Origin of the sequence: Coleofasciculus sp. G2-EDA-02 (assembly GCF_040226375.1) — a bacterium.
Lineage (GTDB): Bacteria > Cyanobacteriota > Cyanobacteriia > Cyanobacteriales > Coleofasciculaceae > Coleofasciculus.
In genome coordinates this window covers 20,139-38,908 of the sequence record NZ_JAVKEW010000117.1, presented here as the reverse complement: position 1 = coordinate 38,908, position 18,770 = coordinate 20,139, and the positions used below count along the sequence as shown (strand labels likewise).

The window sequence follows — 18,770 nt, the reverse complement described above, 5'->3', positions numbered from 1 at the left end:
ATGCCACGTTGGGTACTTTCAGCAACGAGAAAGTCCGGAACTAAATCCGGTGATGGTCTTACTCAGCATCAACAGGCAGCCGTCCGCCTCCCGCAGACAGTGATATTTTGTTAGTCCGCTTGGTTAGAGCGGTTTATGGTTAGAGTTCTAACCGGATAATGCCATTAGACATCTTGCGCTATTCTTTTGGAGGACGCTTTCACGAACGGTGGTCGAGTTCATTAACGCGCAAGGACTACATCTCTATCACACCTAGCCCAACCATCTGTCTTCCCATGCATTACCATGTAGACCTAGGAGGGTTAATGTTATTATAACACTAAAAAATAGAGTTTAAATCATGTAATTTGAAAATTTCGTGCCTCAATTTTCCGCTGTCCATCCTCACCCTACTATTGTTGAGGGTGAGGACTTCCGCGATTACGTTAACTGACATCTGCTCCGGATTCCTTTGGCTGTGGTGTTCAATCTTGGTTGGGTAGAGACGTTCCATGGTGCGTCTCTACAAGCTGTACCAATCACCGATATGATAAGAACGTTAGTCTCTGGATACGACCCTAAGCATAGACCATAATGGATTTTGCCACTATTGCTGCCCAGCTTAATGCTGGGATAATTTTGCCAGAGGGAATCGTCGTGATTACCCTGTTACTGGTTTTAGGAATTGATCTGATTGCAGGTAAACGTTCTGCTAACATCCTGCCTTACGTCGCCATCGGCGGACTGCTGGTTGCCTTGGTTGCCCTATACTATCGCTGGGATGTTGCCCAACCCCTGGCTTTTTTTGGTGGGTTTAATGGGGATGCCATGAGTATAGCCTTTCGCGGCATCATCGCTTTATCGACGACGGTAACCATTTTGTTATCGATTCGCTATGTTCAGCAGTCTGGCACCTCGTTAGCCGAGTTTATCGGTATTTTACTTACCGCTACCTTGGGGGCGATGTGCCTCAGTGGTGCAAATGAACTGGTTACCATCTTTATTTCCCTAGAAACTCTGAGTATCTCGTCGTACCTGTTGACGGGATATATGAAGCGTGATCCTCGTTCCAATGAAGCGGCGCTGAAATACCTACTGATTGGCGCGTCGAGTTCTGGGGTGTTTCTGTATGGCGTGTCGTTGCTGTATGGCTTATCTGGCGGCGAAACTACCTTAAATGCGATCGCGACAGGTATTGCTCGTTTAGAATCTACCCCATCCTTGGGTATTTTAATCGCCTTAGTCTTTGCGATCGCGGGAATTGCCTTTAAAATTTCTGCGGTTCCGTTTCACCAATGGACACCTGACGTTTACGAAGGTTCCCCGACTCCCGTTGTCGCCTTCTTGTCTGTCGGTTCTAAAGCCGCAGGCTTCGCCCTCGCCATTCGTTTAATGGTAACTGCGTTTCCCCTGGTTAGCGAACAATGGCACTTTGTCTTTACTGCCCTCGCTATTTTAAGTCTGGTGTTGGGGAATGTGGTAGCACTTACCCAAACCAGCATGAAACGCCTACTTGCCTATTCATCCATTGCCCAAGCCGGCTTTGTCATGATTGGTTTAATTGCGGGAACAGATGCAGGCTACGCCAGTATGATTTTCTATCTGCTGGTTTATTTGTTCATGAACCTAGGTGGTTTTGCTTGCGTGATTCTGTTTACCCTGCGAACCGGTACGGATCAAATCAGCGAATATGCGGGATTGTATCAGAAAGATCCCCTGCTGACATTAGGATTAAGTATTTGTTTACTGTCCTTAGGCGGAATTCCACCTTTAGCGGGATTCTTCGGTAAAATTTACCTGTTTTGGGCAGGTTGGCAAGCCGGATTGTATGGCTTAGTTTTGCTAGGTCTAATTACCACTGTAGTTTCCATTTACTACTACATCCGCGTCCTCAAAATGATGGTGGTTAAAGAACCCCAAGAAATGTCCGACGCGGTGAAAAATTATCCGGAAATCCGCTGGAATTTACCCGGAATGCGTCCATTGCAAGTGGGTTTAGTTCTTTCTGTTGTTGTCACCTCTCTGGCGGGAATTTTGTCTAATCCCCTATTTACCCTCGCCAATAATTCAGTGACAAATACGTCCATGCTGCACTCTTCGGTGATCCAAGCTCAATCTCACACCCAACCGATTGCATCAATTGATGCGAATTTATCGCGAGATTAATTTAGATCCCCGACTTCTTCAAGAAGTCGGGGATCTAGTGCAGCGACAGAGAATATTTTCGCGCTCAAATTCAACAGCGTTTAGAAGACAGTCCGAGTTTAAAATCTGAACTAGAAGCGATGTATGCCAAAGCCTATCCTGTAGCGGTTAAGTCGGTGTCTAAACTATTTTCACTGCCAAAGGATGCTCATATTTCCCTAGAACAAGCCCTGGATGAAGATTGGTTTGTTGTCGATGAAGCTGGCGATGTTGATTAATATCGTGTCCTGATGTATTCTCAATCAACGACTCTGCCGCGTTGACGCGATCGCCATGGAAATGGGGCATGAGCAGTTGGCGTTGATGGCGTGAACCGTTGACTGTGACTAAGGATTGGGAACCCAGTACGGGTTCTGTAAACTCGTTGGCGTCACCGGGAGTAGAAAGTTCTTGGCGATCACGACTCAGAATTACTTCCAGGTACTTATGATAAAATCACAACAGTATTCTTGGTACTGTCATGACGTTTCCCAAAATCTCCACGTCGCTTCCTGACCATACCCAACTTCCCTGCGAAGATGGTACTTTTGTGAAGAATTTTCAAGAACATCCTCAAAGCATTCTACTTACCGATTCAATTCTGCCCATTCTTAATCGCCGTCATCCCGACGGACAGTATTGCATTGGTCAAGATAGTGGCATATATTGGCGCATCACTGACTCTGCCCTCAATGGTGCGGAAGCTCATGATTGGTTTTACGTGCCTAATGTACCCCCAGATTTGGACGGACAAATAAGACGCTCTTACGTGCTATGGCAAGAACAGGTTTCCCCACAAATTGTCTTGGAATTTGTGTCGGGAAATGGATCTGAGGAACGAGATAAAACCCCCTGGGAAGGAAAATTTTGGATTTACGAAACAATCATTCAACCAACGTATTACGGCATTTATGAAGTCCAACGAGAGCGGGTAGAGGTGTATCGTTTGCTGGAAAACCGTTACCAACTCATGTCGGCGAATGAGCGGGAACACTTTGCGATTGAAGAGTTGGGAGTAGAATTGGGAATTTGGCAAGGACGATATCAGAATATGGAGTTACCTTGGTTGCGCTGGTGGGATAGTCAGGGTAATTTATTGCTAACTGGGGAAGAACGAGCTGAACAGGAACGACAAGAGAAAGAACGAGAACGAGAACGAGCCGAACGAGAGCAACAGAGATCCGATCGCGCCGAGTCAGAGTTACAGGCGTTGCGCGATCGCCTGAGAGCGATGAATATTGATCCCAATGTCAATAATGATGATTAAAAAGCCAAAATTAAAAAACAGCTTCCGTTGGGAAAAACTTGACCCAGACGGTATCTTTTTATTGTCGGAAGTCGGGACAGTATTCCTAAACGATTCTTTATATCAACGGTTAATCCCTTTGCTGGATGGTAAGAGAACTCAGGAGGAAATTGTTCGCCAACTCAGCAACGAATTCCCAGAGGCTTATCTCTTTTATGCGCTGATGGAGTTGGAGCAGCAGGGATTAATTATTGAAAATGAACCCCTGTTAGATCCGAATTTCACTTTATTGTGCGAGTCTTTGCTTGTCGATACCAAAGAAGCAGACAAGCGATTGCAATCAACTAAGGTTACCGTTAGAGCACCCTCTTCCAAATCCGGCAAAGATTTAATTGAAACCTTAGCGCGATCGCACATCCAAGTTGGCGATGAGGGAGATATTGAAATTATCATAACCGACGACTATTTACGAGAGGAATTAGCCGCGATTAACCGAGCCAATCTGGAAAAATCTCGTCCTTGGATGTTAATTAAACCCGTCGGGACTCTGCTTTGGATCGGACCCATTTTTCAGCCAGGAAAAACCGGATGTTGGCACTGTTTGGCACAGCGATTAGGAAATAATCGACCCTCAGAAGGATTTATTCAGCGACGCCGAGATAACCTTTCCCCTTTAACCCCTCCCCTTGTGGATTTGCAAATCACTCAACAAACGGCTCTGGCAATGGCAAGAAATGAGATTCTCAAATGGATTCTTCAAGGCGAAAATAAACGACTGGAAGGGGTGATTGTCACCTATAATACCCTATCTCTAGCCATACAAAATCACGTTATTGTCAAACGCCCCCAATGTCCCGATTGTGGCTACCTTAAACCCCAACGCGATCGCCCGTTACCTGTAATTCTGGGTAGCCGCCAGAAACGGTTTACCCAGGATGGCGGACATCGTTACATTACCCCCGAAGAAACCTTAGAACGCTACCAACATCATATTAGTCCCCTATCGGGAGTCGTGCGTTCTTTAGAAAAGCTGCCTTATGATTTTAATGGTTTTGCTCATATCTATACCGCTAAGCATCACTGTGCCTCCATATTTGACGATTTAGAGAATTTGCAAAAAAATATTGGCGGGAGAAGTTCTGGCAAAGGAAGAACCGATACTCAAGCCAAAGCCAGCGGTTTGGGTGAAGCCATCGAGCGATATTCGAGTATTTTTCAAGGCGATGAAATCCGGATTAAGAGCAGTTACCAAAACCTCGGCGATGGAGCCATTCATCCGAATGCTTGTATGAACTTCAGTCAGGCTCAATATGACAATCGAAAGCGATGGAATGCTCAATGTACGGATCAGTTTCAGAAGGTTCCAGAACCCTTTGATGAAATTCGGGACATTGAGTGGACTCCAATTTGGTCCTTAACTCAGCAAGCATTTAAATATTTACCCACAGCTTATTGTTATTTTGGCTATCCCCAGCCAGCCAATCCCGACTGTTGGGCAACGACTAATGGCTGTGCGGCTGGGAATACGTTAGAAGAGGCAATTTTACATGGATTTTTGGAATTGGTGGAGCGAGATAGTGTGGCGTTGTGGTGGTACAATCGCCTGCAAAAACCAAGCGTAGATTTAGAGAGTTTTGACGATGCTTATTTTACCGCTATCACCAATTATTACCAATCCATCGGGCGGGAACTTTGGGTTATTGATATCACTAGCGATATAACTATTCCCACATTTGCCGCTATTTCTCGACGACGCGATCGCGAGGTTGAAGATATTATTTTGGGATTTGGTACTCATTTTGACCCCAAGCTAGCCATACAACGAGCGTTAACAGAAGTTTGTCAAATGCTTCCGGCGGTTTTGAATGCGAATCCCGATGGTACGACGCGCTATGCTATATCGGCGGAACCTCATGTATTGTACTGGTGGAAAACGGCAACATTAGCAAATCAACCTTATTTAATCCCCGATCGCGGCGTTGCTCCTAAGTGTAACGCTGATTATGCGATAATTTGGCATGAGGATTTTTTAGACGATATTAAATACTGTCAGAATCTGGTTCAGGAAAAGGGGATGGAAATGCTAGTTCTCGATCAAACCCGCCCCGATATCGGCTTAAATGTGGTTAAAGTAATCGTTCCCGGTTTGCGGCATTTCTGGAAGCGATTAGGTTCAGGACGATTGTATGATGTTCCCGTACAAATGGATTGGCTGGAACAACCGTTGACGGAGGCAGAATTGAACCCAATTCCTTTATGGATGTAACCCTATTGAGTCAGCGCCAGTCCGAATAAAATGACTCAATATGCCAATAATTTTGCTGATGGGGTTGAGAAAATATTCCTGGGAATCAACTTCAATTATTTTTTCGGTTAATCTCATAAATTTCCAGTTGGTGCCAGTGGTTACACCACCGTAAATGGTTGGGATTGAATTACTATGGTTTTGATTAAATAATTGGGCGGCAATCATTTCTGCCATACATTGGGCTAAACCGGATTGAATATTGTCATTTTTGGCTTCGACTAGGGTGATAACTGGGGATTTAATCAGGAGTTGGGATGGTGAATAACTGATGAGATAATCGCAATATCCCGTTAATCCTTTTTCCAGATCGACATTAAATTCCTTGCCAGAAAATAAGCTGATTTGAGAGTTGAATTGTTTTTTCAGTTCGATTAGAATAGGGGTGATGATCATCTCTGATCTAGCTTTTTCGGTAGCGATATCTAGGGCTAAGGGGATGTTATAGTTGAGTAATTCTTGGAGAAATTGGCTGTGTTTTTTTGGGGGAATTTCATTGAAGATACCGACCTTTTCTGTAATGGTTACATTAAAGTTAGGTTCGATATCGTCTAGAGTAAATTGGCTGTAGGACATAGGATTCTCCTTGAAGAGGCAATCGGGCTTTGGTTATGAATAATGTAGCTCATTACTATCAGGGGAAGCAGGAGTTCAACTTACTAATTACATTACCATGCTAAACGATTATCGAATTATTGATGCAGACGCCCATATTTACGAACCGGATTCCCTCTGGCAAACCTATCTCGAACCCGCATTTCGCGACTTTGCCCCGACTCCGGATCTGAAGATTCAAGGGGTATCAGTGATGAACAAGTATTCGGGTACATTGATTGATGAGGGCGCTAAACAAGTGGCGCGATCGCACCCTCTTTCCTTTGCTAAAGAATTTAACCCAGAGTCTCAAGTGCAAGCCATGTACCAAATGGGAGTGGATATGGCATTTATTTATCCGACATACCTCTCCTGGATTAGCGGTGTTGATACCATGGCTTCTCCACAAGTCGGTGCTTATATCCGCGCCTATAATAATTGGCTGCGAGACTTTTGTAGCTATAATCCAGCCATTTTAAAGGGCGTTGGGGTGGTGAATCTACATGATCCGGAAGAGATGGTTACCGAATTGCGACGGATTGCCAATTTTGGCTGGAAAGCTGTCTATTTGCGCCCTAATCCTGTTAAGGGAAGATTGCTCAATGATCCGGCTTATGAACCGTTTTGGACAGAATGCGAGAACCTCAATATTGCGGTTAGTCTCCATGAGACAACTCATAGCCGAGTACCCAGTGCGGGTGCGGATCGTTTCCACTCTCGTTTTGCCCTCCATGCTTGTTCTCACCCGATGGAACAAATGATGGCATTATTGACATTAATTGAAGGGGGAATCTTGGAAAATCATCCGCAACTTCGGGTGGGATTTCTGGAGTCGGGTTGTGGTTGGTTACCGTACTGGTTGTGGCGACTGGATCGCGAGTACGAAGACTTACGCTGGGAAGTAAAAGATACGGTAAAAATGAAGCCTTCGGAATATTTTCATCGTCAGTGCTTTATTGCCGTAGAACCCTCAGAAACCTATATTCCAAAGCTGTTAGAGGAACTAGGCGAAGATAATCTCATCTTTGGTTCAGACTATCCCCACATGGATCATAACCCCGATGTGGTTGCCGATATGGTGGCACTTGAAGGACAATTATCCAAGGAAGTCCTAGAAAAAATTCTTTGGCATAATCCCCGTCGGTTCTATGGTTTGGCGTGAAAGAGTTGGAGTTGCGATCGCGCAAAAGTTGCAGGTAAAGCGCTGGTGCGATCGTTCGGTGTAGTTGACTACTTGACTTAACTATTGATTTCTTAACAAAAAAATACTTGACAAATCAAACTTGATCTAGGCTAAATAGTTGACAGAAGATTTATGTTGTGCATTCTATAGTTTTTTGACAAAGTTAAAATGGTTAAAATGAGTCTTCATCGACGCTTTATCAGTATTTTGTATGTGATTCTGACTTGTGTAGTGTGTGGTGGTTTGTTGCTGCTGAGTAGCGAAAATGCTCGGACTCAAACCGATAACTCACCCCGTGCTGAGTTAAGTGCAACGATTCCCGTCAATCCCAGCCTAGTCCATGATAATCGGGACATAAAGTTTGGGGATTTCGCTTGGCAGACATTTGTCGCTCTTAACTGGCCCGCAGATTGCCAGACTGGTTTACCTTCACAGGAGCAAATTGGTCAAGCTCATGATAAGGCTCGTGTCTGGGAGTTTTACCATTTTCCAGAGGATGTCTTTCAGTCTGATGGTGAAAAACCCGAACTTCAGCCGATTGTTCCTCCTCAATGTTTGGGTTTTAACGGTAATCAGTCTGTCGATCAAGACTTGCGGTTGACGGAATTTGCGTCGGAACCCACTATAGAGTCGGAGAAACTTAAGTCAACTGATCATTTGCATATCTTTTCACGAGGTCAAGAGCCTTTAATAGATCGCGCCGGAAACTACATTCTGAATGAAATTCGCATGAATCCTGTGGAGGTTAACCAAATTGTTGACAGTGGGTGGTATTCTGATAAGAATCTCCAGGGGTTTAACAATACAGATAATCTGTTTCAACTGGCATGCAGCGCTAAGGAACCCAATGGAACATTTCCGCAAACTCCCGATCATCTCAATGTCCCTTGCAAGGTGAATACCTGGATGGGAGCGATTGAAATTAAGGCATCGTGGATGGTTTTGCCCGATTCTAAGGTGTTGCCTGATGGCTCATCCGCCCCCGATAAATATTACACGACAAAGCGAACATTCAATGTCACAACCCCCGAAAATAAGACAGAAAAAACCACAGTACCTGTAGCTTTAGTCGGTTTTCATATCATGCAAAAAACTAGCCAACAAGGGTGGATTTGGGCGACTTTTGAGCATAACAATAACGCACCAGATAACGCAAGTCTGCCAGCGTCGAGAGATCAGAAACATTACAATTTGTATTCTTCTGAATGTACCGAAAACTGTCAAGTAAATACACCTTATGTTAAAAAACCATACCTTTGGCGTCAGGATTTTCCTCATGCAGTGACAACAACTGTTACTGGCGTTGAGGAACAAACACCATCTCAAATTACTCGGCTGGTTCCTATCCCTAAATTTGCTCAGTCACTTAATGAGAAATGGCAGAAAAAACTAGCCACTTCTGTTTGGCGAAATTATCAACTCATTGGCGTTCAGTGGCTGGAAAATCCCTACGATCCTTATAAACTTGCAGAGGTTGGTGGACGGGGTGTGACGCCCTTGCGTTTAGCAAATGTTACCTTAGAGCCTTATGTTCAAATCGATGAGAAGGGCAACTCTTGTATTACTTGTCATACATTAGCTAAACTCAGAGACAAGAAAACTTATGCCGATTTTAGCTTTTTACTGTTACCTAACCAAGACAACTTCAATCAATAATCTAGTAAATCGGCATAAAATGTTGTTTTAGTTTATAATTAAATGCATTAGATTCAGCTATGAATCATTATCAGTTGGTGTCTGACTGAATCCACAGACAAAAAAATCATTTCAAGGAGAATCGACAATGACTACATCTGAGCCTACACCTGGTGCCTGTTTGTTAGAGACTAAACTTCCCGATGGACTGAAACAGAAGTTAACAGAAATTAAAGCGGGAGTAACGCAGTGGTCTCGATTAACCGCTTGGACGTGGTGTGATTATTTAGCTTTTGCTGATAGTCCGCAAGAAAAAGACGAAAGAAAACTGAAAGCGTTGCTTGTTAAGGCTCTCCAAACGCAAGCTCAAGAATCGGATGCTTATCTCTCTTACGGTGACCCAAACTCAAAAACCAATGCAGAAACTTGGGCGAAAGCTCTTCTAAACCTATTAGTAGGAGAAACCAAGAAAGTACCAGGAGGTGAAGATATCAACTTAACATTATCCGAAGTAATGAAAGAGATGACTGGACAGCGTCTTATAACATCAATACCGGAAAACGAAGAGTTTAGTAAAAGTTTTTATGTGAAAGTTATAACGAATGCATTTAGTGGTTACATCGAAGATGCACCGGATGAATGTAAAACGAACGGCAAGAAATATATTAATTTCATTGCTTACCCGCCCCGTCCTAAATTGGGTAAACTTACTGTAACGAAAGAACAGTTAAAATACTGGGCAAGTGACCTAGCTCCGAAGCCTGGCGGAAACTACCTTCCCCCTTCTGTTTATATCCCGACTGCCTTCACGTAAAATACCATTGTCCAATATTTTGAAGAGAGACTAGAAGATCAAATATCTTGAAATATTGACAAACTGATCGAACATTATGGAATGCTTGATCAGTTTTTTAATTTATGAGGACTAAATTCAACCCGTCTTAAAATAGTTGAAAACTGGGAAAAGTCTATATTGACGCTCTACAATGGAGCATAAACAGACAAAACAGTGGGGAGCAAAATGGATACAATTACGGATTATAAAATCATTGCTAAACTTTACGAGAGTGATAAATCGTTAGTTTATCGTGCTTTACCTCATACTGGCGAGCGTACCGTTATCCTTAAAATTCTCAAAAAAGATTATCCCAACCCCTCCGAACTGACGCGATATAAACAAGAATATGAGATTACTCGCTCTCTCAATATTAAAGGCGCGATCGCTGCTTATAAATTATTACCTTATGAAAATACTCTAGCCATCGTGTTGGAAGACGTTGGCGGTCAATCGTTAGACACTTGGCTCAAGTCTCAGTGTTTTACACTTTTAGAGTTCCTGCAAATCGCGATACAACTTGCTGAAGCATTGGCTGGAATTCATGGAGCGCATATTATTCACAAAGACATTAATCCCTCTAACATTATTTTTAATCCCGAAACCGGACAAGTAAAAATTATTGATTTTGGAATTTCTAGCATTTTTACCAAGGAAACCCCTACTTTAAAAAATCCTGATGTTTTGGAAGGAACATTAGCATATATGTCCCCAGAACAAACGGGAAGAATGAACCGAACGCTCGATTACAGAACGGATTTTTATTCCTTGGGAGCAACGTTTTACACTCTCCTAACCGGACGGTTACTTTTTGAAAGCCGCGATGCTCTAGAGTTAGTACACAGCCATATTGCCCGCGCACCCATCCCTCCCTATGAAATTAACCCCTCAATTCCCACAATTATCTCTCGCATCGTGATGAAATTATTGGCAAAAACTGCCGAGGAACGTTATCAGACAGGGTTGGGATTGAAAGCCGATTTAGAAGAATGTTACAATCAGTTACAACAAACCGGACAAATTGCCGAATTTCCCCTGGCTTGTCGCGATTTTGCCGAACAATTGCAAGTTCCGCAAAAACTCTACGGACGAAAATTAGAAATTGAACAATTACTAGAAACTTTTAAGCGAGTCACCGAAGAAAATAACTCGTCAAATACAACAGAATCCACCTCTAAACAACGAGCAGAAATGATGTTAGTGGGGGGATTTTCTGGGATCGGTAAAACGGCATTTATCCAAGAACTCTATCGACCGATTTCCCAGAAACGCGGTTATTTTATTGCTGGTAAATTCGATCAATTTCAGCGAAATATTCCTTACTCCGCCATTGTTGCTGCCCTTCAGTCTCTCGTGCGTCAATTGTTAATCGAAAGCCAAGCAGAATTAAATGGATGGCGCGATAAGTTAAATGATGCTTTGGGAATTAACGGTCAAGTTATCGTGGATGTTATCCCCGAAATCGAGGTAATTATTGGTAAGCAACCTCCCGTTCAACCCTTAGAAGCAACACAAGCTCAAAATCGGTTTAATCGCGTTTTTCAGCACTTTATTCGCATTTTTTGCCAGAAAGATCATCCTCTGGTTATCTTTCTAGACGATCTGCAATGGGCAGATTTTGGTACGCTGAAGTTAATTGAATTAATGATGAGCGATCGCAACACGGAGTATTTTCTTTTACTCGGTGCCTATCGGGATAATGAAGTTGATGTCAATCATCCGACAATTGCCACAATTGAACGCTTGAAAGAGCAAGGGGCAATCGTTAATCAAATTATTTTAACGCCCCTCAGTATTGAGGATATTACGCAACTCTTAATTGATACCCTGCAGCGCGATCGCGATGCCGTTAACTCTCTGGCAGAATTAATTTTACAAAAAACTTCAGGTAATCCCTTCTTTATCAATGAATTTCTGAAAACGATTAATCAGGAAAATCTCTTCACGTTCAATCGCGATCGCCAATTCTGGGAATGGGAAACGGCACAAATTGCCGCGCTAGACATTACGGATAATGTGGTGGATTTAATGTTGGGTAAGTTACGAAAAATGTCCGATACAACCCAAACTGTTTTGCCTCTAGCTGCTTGTATTGGTAATCGTTTCGATCTGAATACGCTCTCAATTATTTACCAACAATCTGATTCAGAAACCTTTCAAAAACTTTTGCCAGCGATTCAACAAGGTTTAATTCAGTCTCTCTCCGAGTTGGAAGTAACCTCAGAAGTTCTATTAGAATCTACGTTAATTGTACGAGATTATAAGTTTCGTCATGATCGCATTCAACAAGCTGCTTATGCCCTGATTGAACCCGATCTGCTAAAATCTGTCCATCTTCAGATCGGTCGCTTATTACTGGCTAGTTTTAGTGAGCAAGAGATGGCAGAAAAAATATTTACTATCGTCGATCATCTGAATAAAGGAATTAAATTAATCGACGATAGAACCGAAAAAGTAAACCTATTAGAACTGAATCTATATGCTGGAAAAAAAGCAAAAGAATCGATTGCCTATGCCGCATCAAAAAATTATTTACGTCTAGCAGCAGATGAATTTCCAGGAGACATTTGGCAAGAAAATTACGAAATGGCACTCGATCTTTATAAAAAGCTGGCAGAAATTGAGTATCTTAATGGTGATTTTGATCAATCCCAATCTCTCATTTCTATAGCGCTGGAACGATCAAAATCGATACTTGACCGTACAGAGTTTTACTTACTCCAAATTGTCGAATATAGTTTATTGAGCAAATGGGTTGAGGCGATTGAATCAGGTCGCATTGCCTTGGCATCTCTGGGCATAAATCTTCCTTGTCAAGATCTTTCCGTAGCTTTCCAGTCCGAACTGAGAGAGTACAGAAAAAATTTAGGAGATCGAAAAATAAGCTCCTTATATGATAGCCCAGAAATGGTAATCCCAGAAAAAAAAGCGGCTGTAAAAATTCTAACTAAACTGCATCCTGCCACTTTTGCTACCAATCCATTATTAAGTAATATTATTGCCGTTAAATTAGTCGATATTAATTTTAAATACGGTCACTTTGAAAAATCTTCAACAAGCTACAGTTTTTTTTCAATGATGGCAGCTCATGTTTTTAAAGAATATAATTTGGCTTATGACTATAGTTTTCTTGGAGTAAAACTGGCTGAAAAATATTCGGATTGGTATACTAAAAGTTTTGCTAATCTCCTTCATTCAGGCATGGCAGTGCATTGGTTAAAACCAATTGAACAATCGGAGCAATATAATACAGTCGGAATTAATGCTGGATTGCAAGGGGGCGATTTACAAATAGTTGGCTATCATCTTATCTATAGGATTTATAATTGGATATATCAAGGTAAAAATTTAAATTTTCTCCTCAAAGAAGTGTCTCGCTGCTTATTATTTGCCAGTGAAAATAAGAACCAGTGGTCAATAGATTGTGGCGTTGCTGCTAAAGCTATTCTTGAAAACTTAATGGGTCTTACTTCTGATAAATTCTGTTTTGAGGGAGAAGAATTTAATGAAATCGCCGCACTCGAAGAATGGAAAGAAAAGACAGTTTCCGCCGTTTGTTTTTATTATATATTCAAATCTCAGGCTCTATATCTATACGAGCGCCCAATGAGTTTGAACGATCTGGAATACGCAGAAACGTTATTTGATTATATTCCAGCGATGAGTTCAATTGCCAAACATAATTTTTATTATTCCTTAACTCTCATCGCTCACTATCCCGAAGCATCGCCATCAGAACAAAAACAATACTGGCATAAAATCGAAGCCAATCAAAAACAGATGAAACTATGGGCAGATAACTGCGAGGCAAACTTCCTGCATAAATATCTCCTCGTCGCCGCAGAAATGGCTCGTATTTCTAGTCAATGGCAAGAAGCAATGCAACTCTACGATCGCGCCATTGCATCCGCCAAAGAACACGAATTCATCCAGAATGAAGCATTAAGCAATGAACTCGCTGGAAAATTCTGGCTGGCACAAGGAAAAGAAGACTTTGCTAAACTCTATATGAGAAGAGCCAGACAATGCTATCAAATTTGGGGGGCAAAACGCAAAGTTGAACAGTTAGAAGAAAAGTATCCCCAATGGTTTACTTTCCAATCTTCAGAATCCGACGATATCACGACAACCTCTGGGCGCTATGCCAAATCCCTAGACATTGAAACCGTGATTAAAGCATCAGAAACTCTATCCCAAAAAATTGTCTTAAAAAACTTACTCGCCAACTTGATGAAACTTGCCATTGCCAGTGCTGGAGCGCAAAAATGTTTCTTAATTATAGAAAAAGAAGGCAATTGGTTTATTGAAGCAGAAAGATGGGTGAATGAGAGCGAGACAAGGTTATTACAATCCATTCCGATCGAAACCGAAAAAGAACAAGCCAATTCCTTACTTTCCTCAGCCATCGTCAATTATGTCGCTCGCCTGAAAGAAAACGTTATCTTAGACGATGCTTGTCGTAAAGGAGACTTTACCAACGATCCCTATATCCTCGCCACCCAAGCCAAATCTATCCTCTGTATTCCCCTGATCAACCAAGGGCAATTAAGCGGTATTCTTTACCTAGAAAATAACCTTGCCATCAACGCCTTTACCCGCGATCGCGTGGCTCTTTTGCGAACCCTCTCCACCCAAGCTGCCATCTCCATCGAAAATGCCCGACTTTATACCAATATGGCAGCGTTAAACCGGGCTTACGAGCGCTTTGTTCCTTCGCAGTTTCTCAGCTTTTTAGAGAAAAAGAGTATTCTTGATGTGAAACTGGGGGATCAAGTCGAAGGGGAAATGACAGTTTTATTCTCCGATATTCGTGATTTTACCACCATCTCTGAGCAGATGACCCCTGCTGAAAACTTTGCGTTTATTAATGATTATCTCGGTTATATGGAGCCGCCAATTAAAGCTCATGGCGGGTTTATCGATAAATATATTGGTGACGCTATCATGGCACTGTTTCCCAATTCCGCCGATGATGCCATTCGAGGGGCAATCGCCATGCTGCAAGCGTTGACAAACTACAATTCTTCTCGCTACGAAAGAAATCTCACACCCCTTCGTATTGGTATCGGCTTGCATACGGGATCGTTAATGATAGGAACAGTGGGAGGGATGGATCGGATGGATGGAACAGTGATTGGGGATTCAGTCAATCTTGCCTCGCGGGTGGAAGGATTAACCAAAATCTATCGCGTTTCGCTATTAATCACCGATAAAACTTGGGCAGGTTTAAATAATCCTTTAGACTACGACTTTCGATTTATCGGAAAAGTCCAAGTCAAAGGCAAAACTCAAGCCGTTGGCTTGTTTGAAGTCTTTTGTGCCGATCCGCCAGAATTGCGGCAAGCCAAAATTGCCACAAAAGAAACGTTTGAACGAGCGGTTCTGTTGTATCATCAGCGTTCTTTCCCAGAAGCCGCACGCTTATTTCAAGAATGCGTAGACTATCATGGAGACGATCTGGCTGCTCGCTATTATTTAGCCCTATGTAGGGTGGGCAAGAGTGATAAACCTTGAAACGCTTATATTATCCTTGGTTGCTCTTGCCCACCCTACTGCTCCCTTATAGACATCAGCGGTTATTATTCAGGATAGCAACGAGATGGCTAAATAAGTCATTGAGATCAGCAGGTAACCGATAAAGGTTGAGGTCTTGTTGAACTTTTTTTTGCTCACGATGCAGTACTCCAAATTGCCATACATCTCCGGTTGATACAGCACCATAGAGCAATGGTTCGTTTGAAGTTATCCATTGGTCAAGGGCGATGAGTTCAACAGCAAGTTGAGTAAAACCTCTAGCGAGGTCAGCATTTTTGGCTTCAATGACTAGAAGATTATACTGGGTATGAAGGTAGTAGTCGAGAGCGCCTTTGAGTTGATTGGAGACGTTAATCGAATACTCGATTCTGAGTTGAGCTTGGGTGTAGTCGATGAGCGCTAAAACAACAGGGGCAATCAGGATTTCTCGACGAGCGGCTTCACTGGTAAGGCTAACATAGGGTAAGCGGCGTTGAATGCTATTCTTAAGTTCAGTTAATTGGTCGAAGTTCGTCTTAGATAGGGGTAAGTCAAGACTGATGCGTTGGAGAGAAAAGCCAAATTCAGCTAAAATGTCATCTGGCTCATAGGTCATCTCGAAATAATTACGGAAGGTGTAAGACTTTCCGGGTTCAAGGATAGGAGATTTAGACATGATAAACTTACCCTAGAAATTGTAATTCACACTAAAATAAAACCCCTCATCCTGAGCATTTTTACCTCGATCCTCTAAATCAACCAAGGGCAATCCATAATCCAGCCGCAGGTTTAAATTAGGCAAAGGTTCCCACAATATACCTAACCCTAACCCAGCAATAAATGTCTGGTCTAATAATTCATTCGGATTCGTCCCTCGATTCCAAACATAACCGACATCAAAAAATGGTGCTAAGACAAATGTGGCAATACCCGATTCATCCCGTTCTAAGGTAATCCGATCTTCTACGGAAACGCGAAATCCATTGTCTCCCGCCCGCACATTTTGCCGATATCCTCGTACCGATTGACCGCCACCAATGACAAATTGTTGAGCAGGTAATAAACTATCAAAGGCTAACTGAAGATCCGCTTGAATAATTAAAAAGTTATCCGGATTCAGAATTTGCACCCGCTGGATTTGAGCCAACCAACTAACAAACTGACCATCGGGATTATTTTCATCAACATCGGAATTTTCTGTGGCATCAAATAAGCCAGTGCCAAAACTAAATAAGGAACGAAATGCCCACGCCCCAGAGGTTTGACGTAGGGTGTATTCTTGTCCAAACTTCAACACACTGGTGCGACTAATACCCTCCTCATCGGGACCAAACCCAAAGGGTGTGGGTCCAGCAAAGGTAAAGGTTTGACCATCTTGATGAGTAAACCCTAGGGATAAAGCAAACTCTCGACGCGGGGTGCGGATGAAGGGTTGGCGATAGTTAATTTCATAAAGATCGGATTCTCCTTGGATATCGAGTTGTTGCACATTGGGGAACCCTTGAATTACCGTATTTTCATTAAACGATGTACGCAGTTGCACCGTGCCATTCATCGCATTGATTGGCGCCCGATAATTAAAATCCCAGGTATGGGCACCACCCGCCGTTGTCCGATTGTATTGTGCGGCAATTTCATCCCCAATTCCGGTTAGATTGAGATAGCGGGCATTCGTAGTGAAGCGTTCAGAACCTACACTGGGAGGGGAATAGTTATCAATACCGACACTTCCTTCAAAGGGATCGGCTTCAGTAACCCGCACCACAAGAATACTTTGTCCCAATCCGGTTCCCGCCCTCAACGAGGCTTCCACATTTTCAAATAAGGGATTAACCCGTAACAAGCGCAATTGATCTTCTAACTCGCCTGTATTCAGGGGTGTATCCGCCCCCAATCGGACGCGCGATCGCACGTAACTCGGATTCAGCCGTCGTGTTCCTTCCACCTGAATCTCTTCCAGACTCCCTTCAATCACCCGAATTTCTACCACACCTGTGTTCAGGGTTTCTTCAACCAGAACCGCCCTAGAGGTAATGTAGCCTCGTTCCAGATACAGTTGAGAAATCCCATCCGCCACACTTCTGAGTTCTTCCAGAGTGACAGTACGTCCTTCAACCGGTTCAATAATCGGGTTAAGTTCAGCCTCCCCAAAAATTGTACTCCCAGTGACATTAATCTCTTGAACGGAAATCTGATTCTCTTCAGGCGGGGTGTCACCATTCTGTTTAGTGTTCGCCGAAATCAAACGAATTCCATGGCTACTCTCAACGATTGCCGACTGATTCCGGTTCTGGGAGGATAAAGGTTGCCAAACTACGTTACTACTGGAAGTGGATTTAGGTTTCTCTACCGTAACCGATGAGTGTTGGGGGCGTTGCTGATGATTCACGGTTTCGGGTTGAGTCGATTGCAACGGTTCAGATTGTCCGATTAGAGGCTGAATTGGGAAAACGCGCAGATTCACCCCTTGCCGATTTTCCGGTTGGAGACGCGCCGGGTGAATCTGAGACGCTGCTAAACTCGCCGCCTGTCGATTTTCTGGTTTTAAGCGAGTGGGATGAATTTGAGTCCCCGATACATCGGGATCATCTGTCCTTGATTCAGATTGACGTGAAAAGTTACTCTCTAAATTACTTCTATCCAGAACCTGTATTCTCCTTTCCTCTACATCCCCAGGTTTTGACTCTACCTCTGGGGAATCAGGAGTGAGAAAATCTTCAACAGAAAGAATAGACACTTGCCGGTTGTCCCGATTACTGGGGAAAGGCTGAATCACCAGTCTTTGGGGATGGCTATGATCCCTTACATCTACCATCCCACCCTGAAAATGAGCCAACTGGTGACGGAACAAAGAAATAGTGGCGGTGGGAAAGACAGTGGGATCATCCTGGGTAGGATTGAAGCTATCCCCCGGTAAAACAATGGGATCAAACAGAATCGCCTCTAGCCTATCTGCATGTAAAACAATATTTGAGTCTTCTAAACCTGAAGACCTGTGTACGCCAGCATCATGAAGGGTTACGATCGACAAACGGGCAGGTTTGGGCGCTTGGGGTTTGACAGCTTGAGGTCTGAGATTCGGGGGATTGAGGGATGTTGATGTAGAGGTTGTGGGTTTAATTTTCAAAGACTGAGGCTTAATCACCACAGATGTAGTCGGTTTAACCCGTGAAGTAGGAGACTTGACAGGTTTACCCTGCACAATACCCACCTTTGACGTTTCTTGACCACGGACTGGGCGAGCCATTACCTCCTTTGAGGTTGAGTCAGTGACCTTCGAGGGTGTTTCACCAAA

The 18,770-nt window shown here is 43.1% G+C and carries 11 protein-coding genes and 1 pseudogene; 8 read left to right on the top strand and 4 right to left on the bottom strand.

What is annotated here, in order from left to right; translation table 11 throughout:
* Positions 1–319: 319 nt before the first annotated feature.
* Positions 320–493 (bottom strand): hypothetical protein, encoded by a 174-nt coding sequence (locus RLO19_RS13180; protein ID WP_446357028.1) that lies wholly within the window; start codon positions 491–493, stop codon positions 320–322.
* Between the two features lie 80 nt (positions 494–573).
* Between RLO19_RS13180 and RLO19_RS13175 the strand changes: the two genes are divergently transcribed.
* From RLO19_RS13175 to RLO19_RS13160, 4 genes and pseudogenes are all read left to right on the top strand, one after another.
* Positions 574–2,145, top strand: a complete 1,572-nt coding sequence (locus RLO19_RS13175) for an NAD(P)H-quinone oxidoreductase subunit N (RefSeq protein ID WP_446357027.1) — start codon at positions 574–576, stop codon at positions 2,143–2,145.
* A gap of 56 nt (positions 2,146–2,201) precedes the next feature.
* Positions 2,202–2,402, top strand: a pseudogene (locus RLO19_RS13170) (DUF29 family protein); the annotation flags it as partial.
* A 242-nt stretch (positions 2,403–2,644) separates the two neighbouring features.
* Positions 2,645–3,430 carry a Uma2 family endonuclease gene (locus RLO19_RS13165; RefSeq protein WP_446357025.1) on the top strand — a complete coding sequence of 262 codons (786 nt, stop codon included), beginning with the start codon at positions 2,645–2,647 and terminating at the stop codon, positions 3,428–3,430.
* The gene (locus RLO19_RS13160) at positions 3,423–5,675 is read left to right on the top strand and encodes a TOMM precursor leader peptide-binding protein (RefSeq protein WP_446357030.1); all 2,253 of its coding nucleotides are present in this window, start codon (positions 3,423–3,425) and stop codon (positions 5,673–5,675) included. The genes RLO19_RS13165 and RLO19_RS13160 overlap by 8 nt, the downstream gene beginning before the upstream one ends.
* On the opposite strand, the gene RLO19_RS13155 is transcribed toward RLO19_RS13160, so the two are convergent.
* Positions 5,664–6,290 carry a hypothetical protein gene (locus RLO19_RS13155; RefSeq protein WP_446357023.1) on the bottom strand — a complete coding sequence of 209 codons (627 nt, stop codon included), beginning with the start codon at positions 6,288–6,290 and terminating at the stop codon, positions 5,664–5,666. The two genes, RLO19_RS13160 and RLO19_RS13155, sit on opposite strands and share 12 nt — an antisense overlap.
* A gap of 97 nt (positions 6,291–6,387) precedes the next feature.
* Between RLO19_RS13155 and RLO19_RS13150 the strand changes: the two genes are divergently transcribed.
* The 4 genes from RLO19_RS13150 to RLO19_RS13135 all read left to right on the top strand — a co-directional run bounded on the left by RLO19_RS13150 (position 6,388) and on the right by RLO19_RS13135 (position 15,475).
* The gene (locus RLO19_RS13150; RefSeq protein ID WP_446357021.1) at positions 6,388–7,470 is read left to right on the top strand and encodes an amidohydrolase family protein; all 1,083 of its coding nucleotides are present in this window, start codon (positions 6,388–6,390) and stop codon (positions 7,468–7,470) included.
* 189 nt (positions 7,471–7,659) lie between these two features.
* Positions 7,660–9,147 carry a hypothetical protein gene (locus RLO19_RS13145; RefSeq protein WP_446357019.1) on the top strand — a complete coding sequence of 496 codons (1,488 nt, stop codon included), beginning with the start codon at positions 7,660–7,662 and terminating at the stop codon, positions 9,145–9,147.
* 127 nt (positions 9,148–9,274) lie between these two features.
* Positions 9,275–9,940: a hypothetical protein gene (locus tag RLO19_RS13140; protein ID WP_446357017.1), complete on the top strand. Its 666-nt coding sequence runs from the start codon at positions 9,275–9,277 to the stop codon at positions 9,938–9,940.
* 207 nt (positions 9,941–10,147) lie between these two features.
* Entirely contained in the window at positions 10,148–15,475 is a 5,328-nt protein-coding gene (locus RLO19_RS13135; protein ID WP_446357015.1) for a protein kinase domain-containing protein, read from the top strand.
* A 55-nt stretch (positions 15,476–15,530) separates the two neighbouring features.
* Here RLO19_RS13135 and RLO19_RS13130 read toward each other — a convergent pair whose 3' ends face one another.
* On the bottom strand, positions 15,531–16,151 hold the full coding sequence (locus tag RLO19_RS13130) for a hypothetical protein (protein ID WP_446357013.1): 621 nt from the start codon (positions 16,149–16,151) through the stop codon (positions 15,531–15,533).
* A 12-nt stretch (positions 16,152–16,163) separates the two neighbouring features.
* Positions 16,164–18,722 carry a ShlB/FhaC/HecB family hemolysin secretion/activation protein gene (locus RLO19_RS13125; protein ID WP_446357011.1) on the bottom strand — a complete coding sequence of 853 codons (2,559 nt, stop codon included), beginning with the start codon at positions 18,720–18,722 and terminating at the stop codon, positions 16,164–16,166.
* Positions 18,723–18,770 lie beyond the last annotated feature (48 nt).

What these genes read in the sequence shown, in the direction of transcription:
- RLO19_RS13155 (WP_446357023.1), bottom strand. Translation starts at nt 6,290, where the DNA reads ATGTCCTACAGCCAATTTACTCTAGACGATATCGAACCTAACTTTAAT.
- RLO19_RS13140 (WP_446357017.1), top strand. Translation starts at nt 9,275, where the DNA reads ATGACTACATCTGAGCCTACACCTGGTGCCTGTTTGTTAGAGACTAAA.
- RLO19_RS13145 (WP_446357019.1), top strand. Translation starts at nt 7,660, where the DNA reads ATGGTTAAAATGAGTCTTCATCGACGCTTTATCAGTATTTTGTATGTG.
- RLO19_RS13175 (WP_446357027.1), top strand. Translation starts at nt 574, where the DNA reads ATGGATTTTGCCACTATTGCTGCCCAGCTTAATGCTGGGATAATTTTG.
- RLO19_RS13130 (WP_446357013.1), bottom strand. Translation starts at nt 16,151, where the DNA reads ATGTCTAAATCTCCTATCCTTGAACCCGGAAAGTCTTACACCTTCCGT.
- RLO19_RS13165 (WP_446357025.1), top strand. Translation starts at nt 2,645, where the DNA reads ATGACGTTTCCCAAAATCTCCACGTCGCTTCCTGACCATACCCAACTT.
- RLO19_RS13160 (WP_446357030.1), top strand. Translation starts at nt 3,423, where the DNA reads ATGATTAAAAAGCCAAAATTAAAAAACAGCTTCCGTTGGGAAAAACTT.
- RLO19_RS13180 (WP_446357028.1), bottom strand. Translation starts at nt 493, where the DNA reads ATGGAACGTCTCTACCCAACCAAGATTGAACACCACAGCCAAAGGAAT.
- RLO19_RS13150 (WP_446357021.1), top strand. Translation starts at nt 6,388, where the DNA reads ATGCTAAACGATTATCGAATTATTGATGCAGACGCCCATATTTACGAA.
- RLO19_RS13125 (WP_446357011.1), bottom strand. Translation starts at nt 18,722, where the DNA reads ATGGCTCGCCCAGTCCGTGGTCAAGAAACGTCAAAGGTGGGTATTGTG.
- RLO19_RS13135 (WP_446357015.1), top strand. Translation starts at nt 10,148, where the DNA reads ATGGATACAATTACGGATTATAAAATCATTGCTAAACTTTACGAGAGT.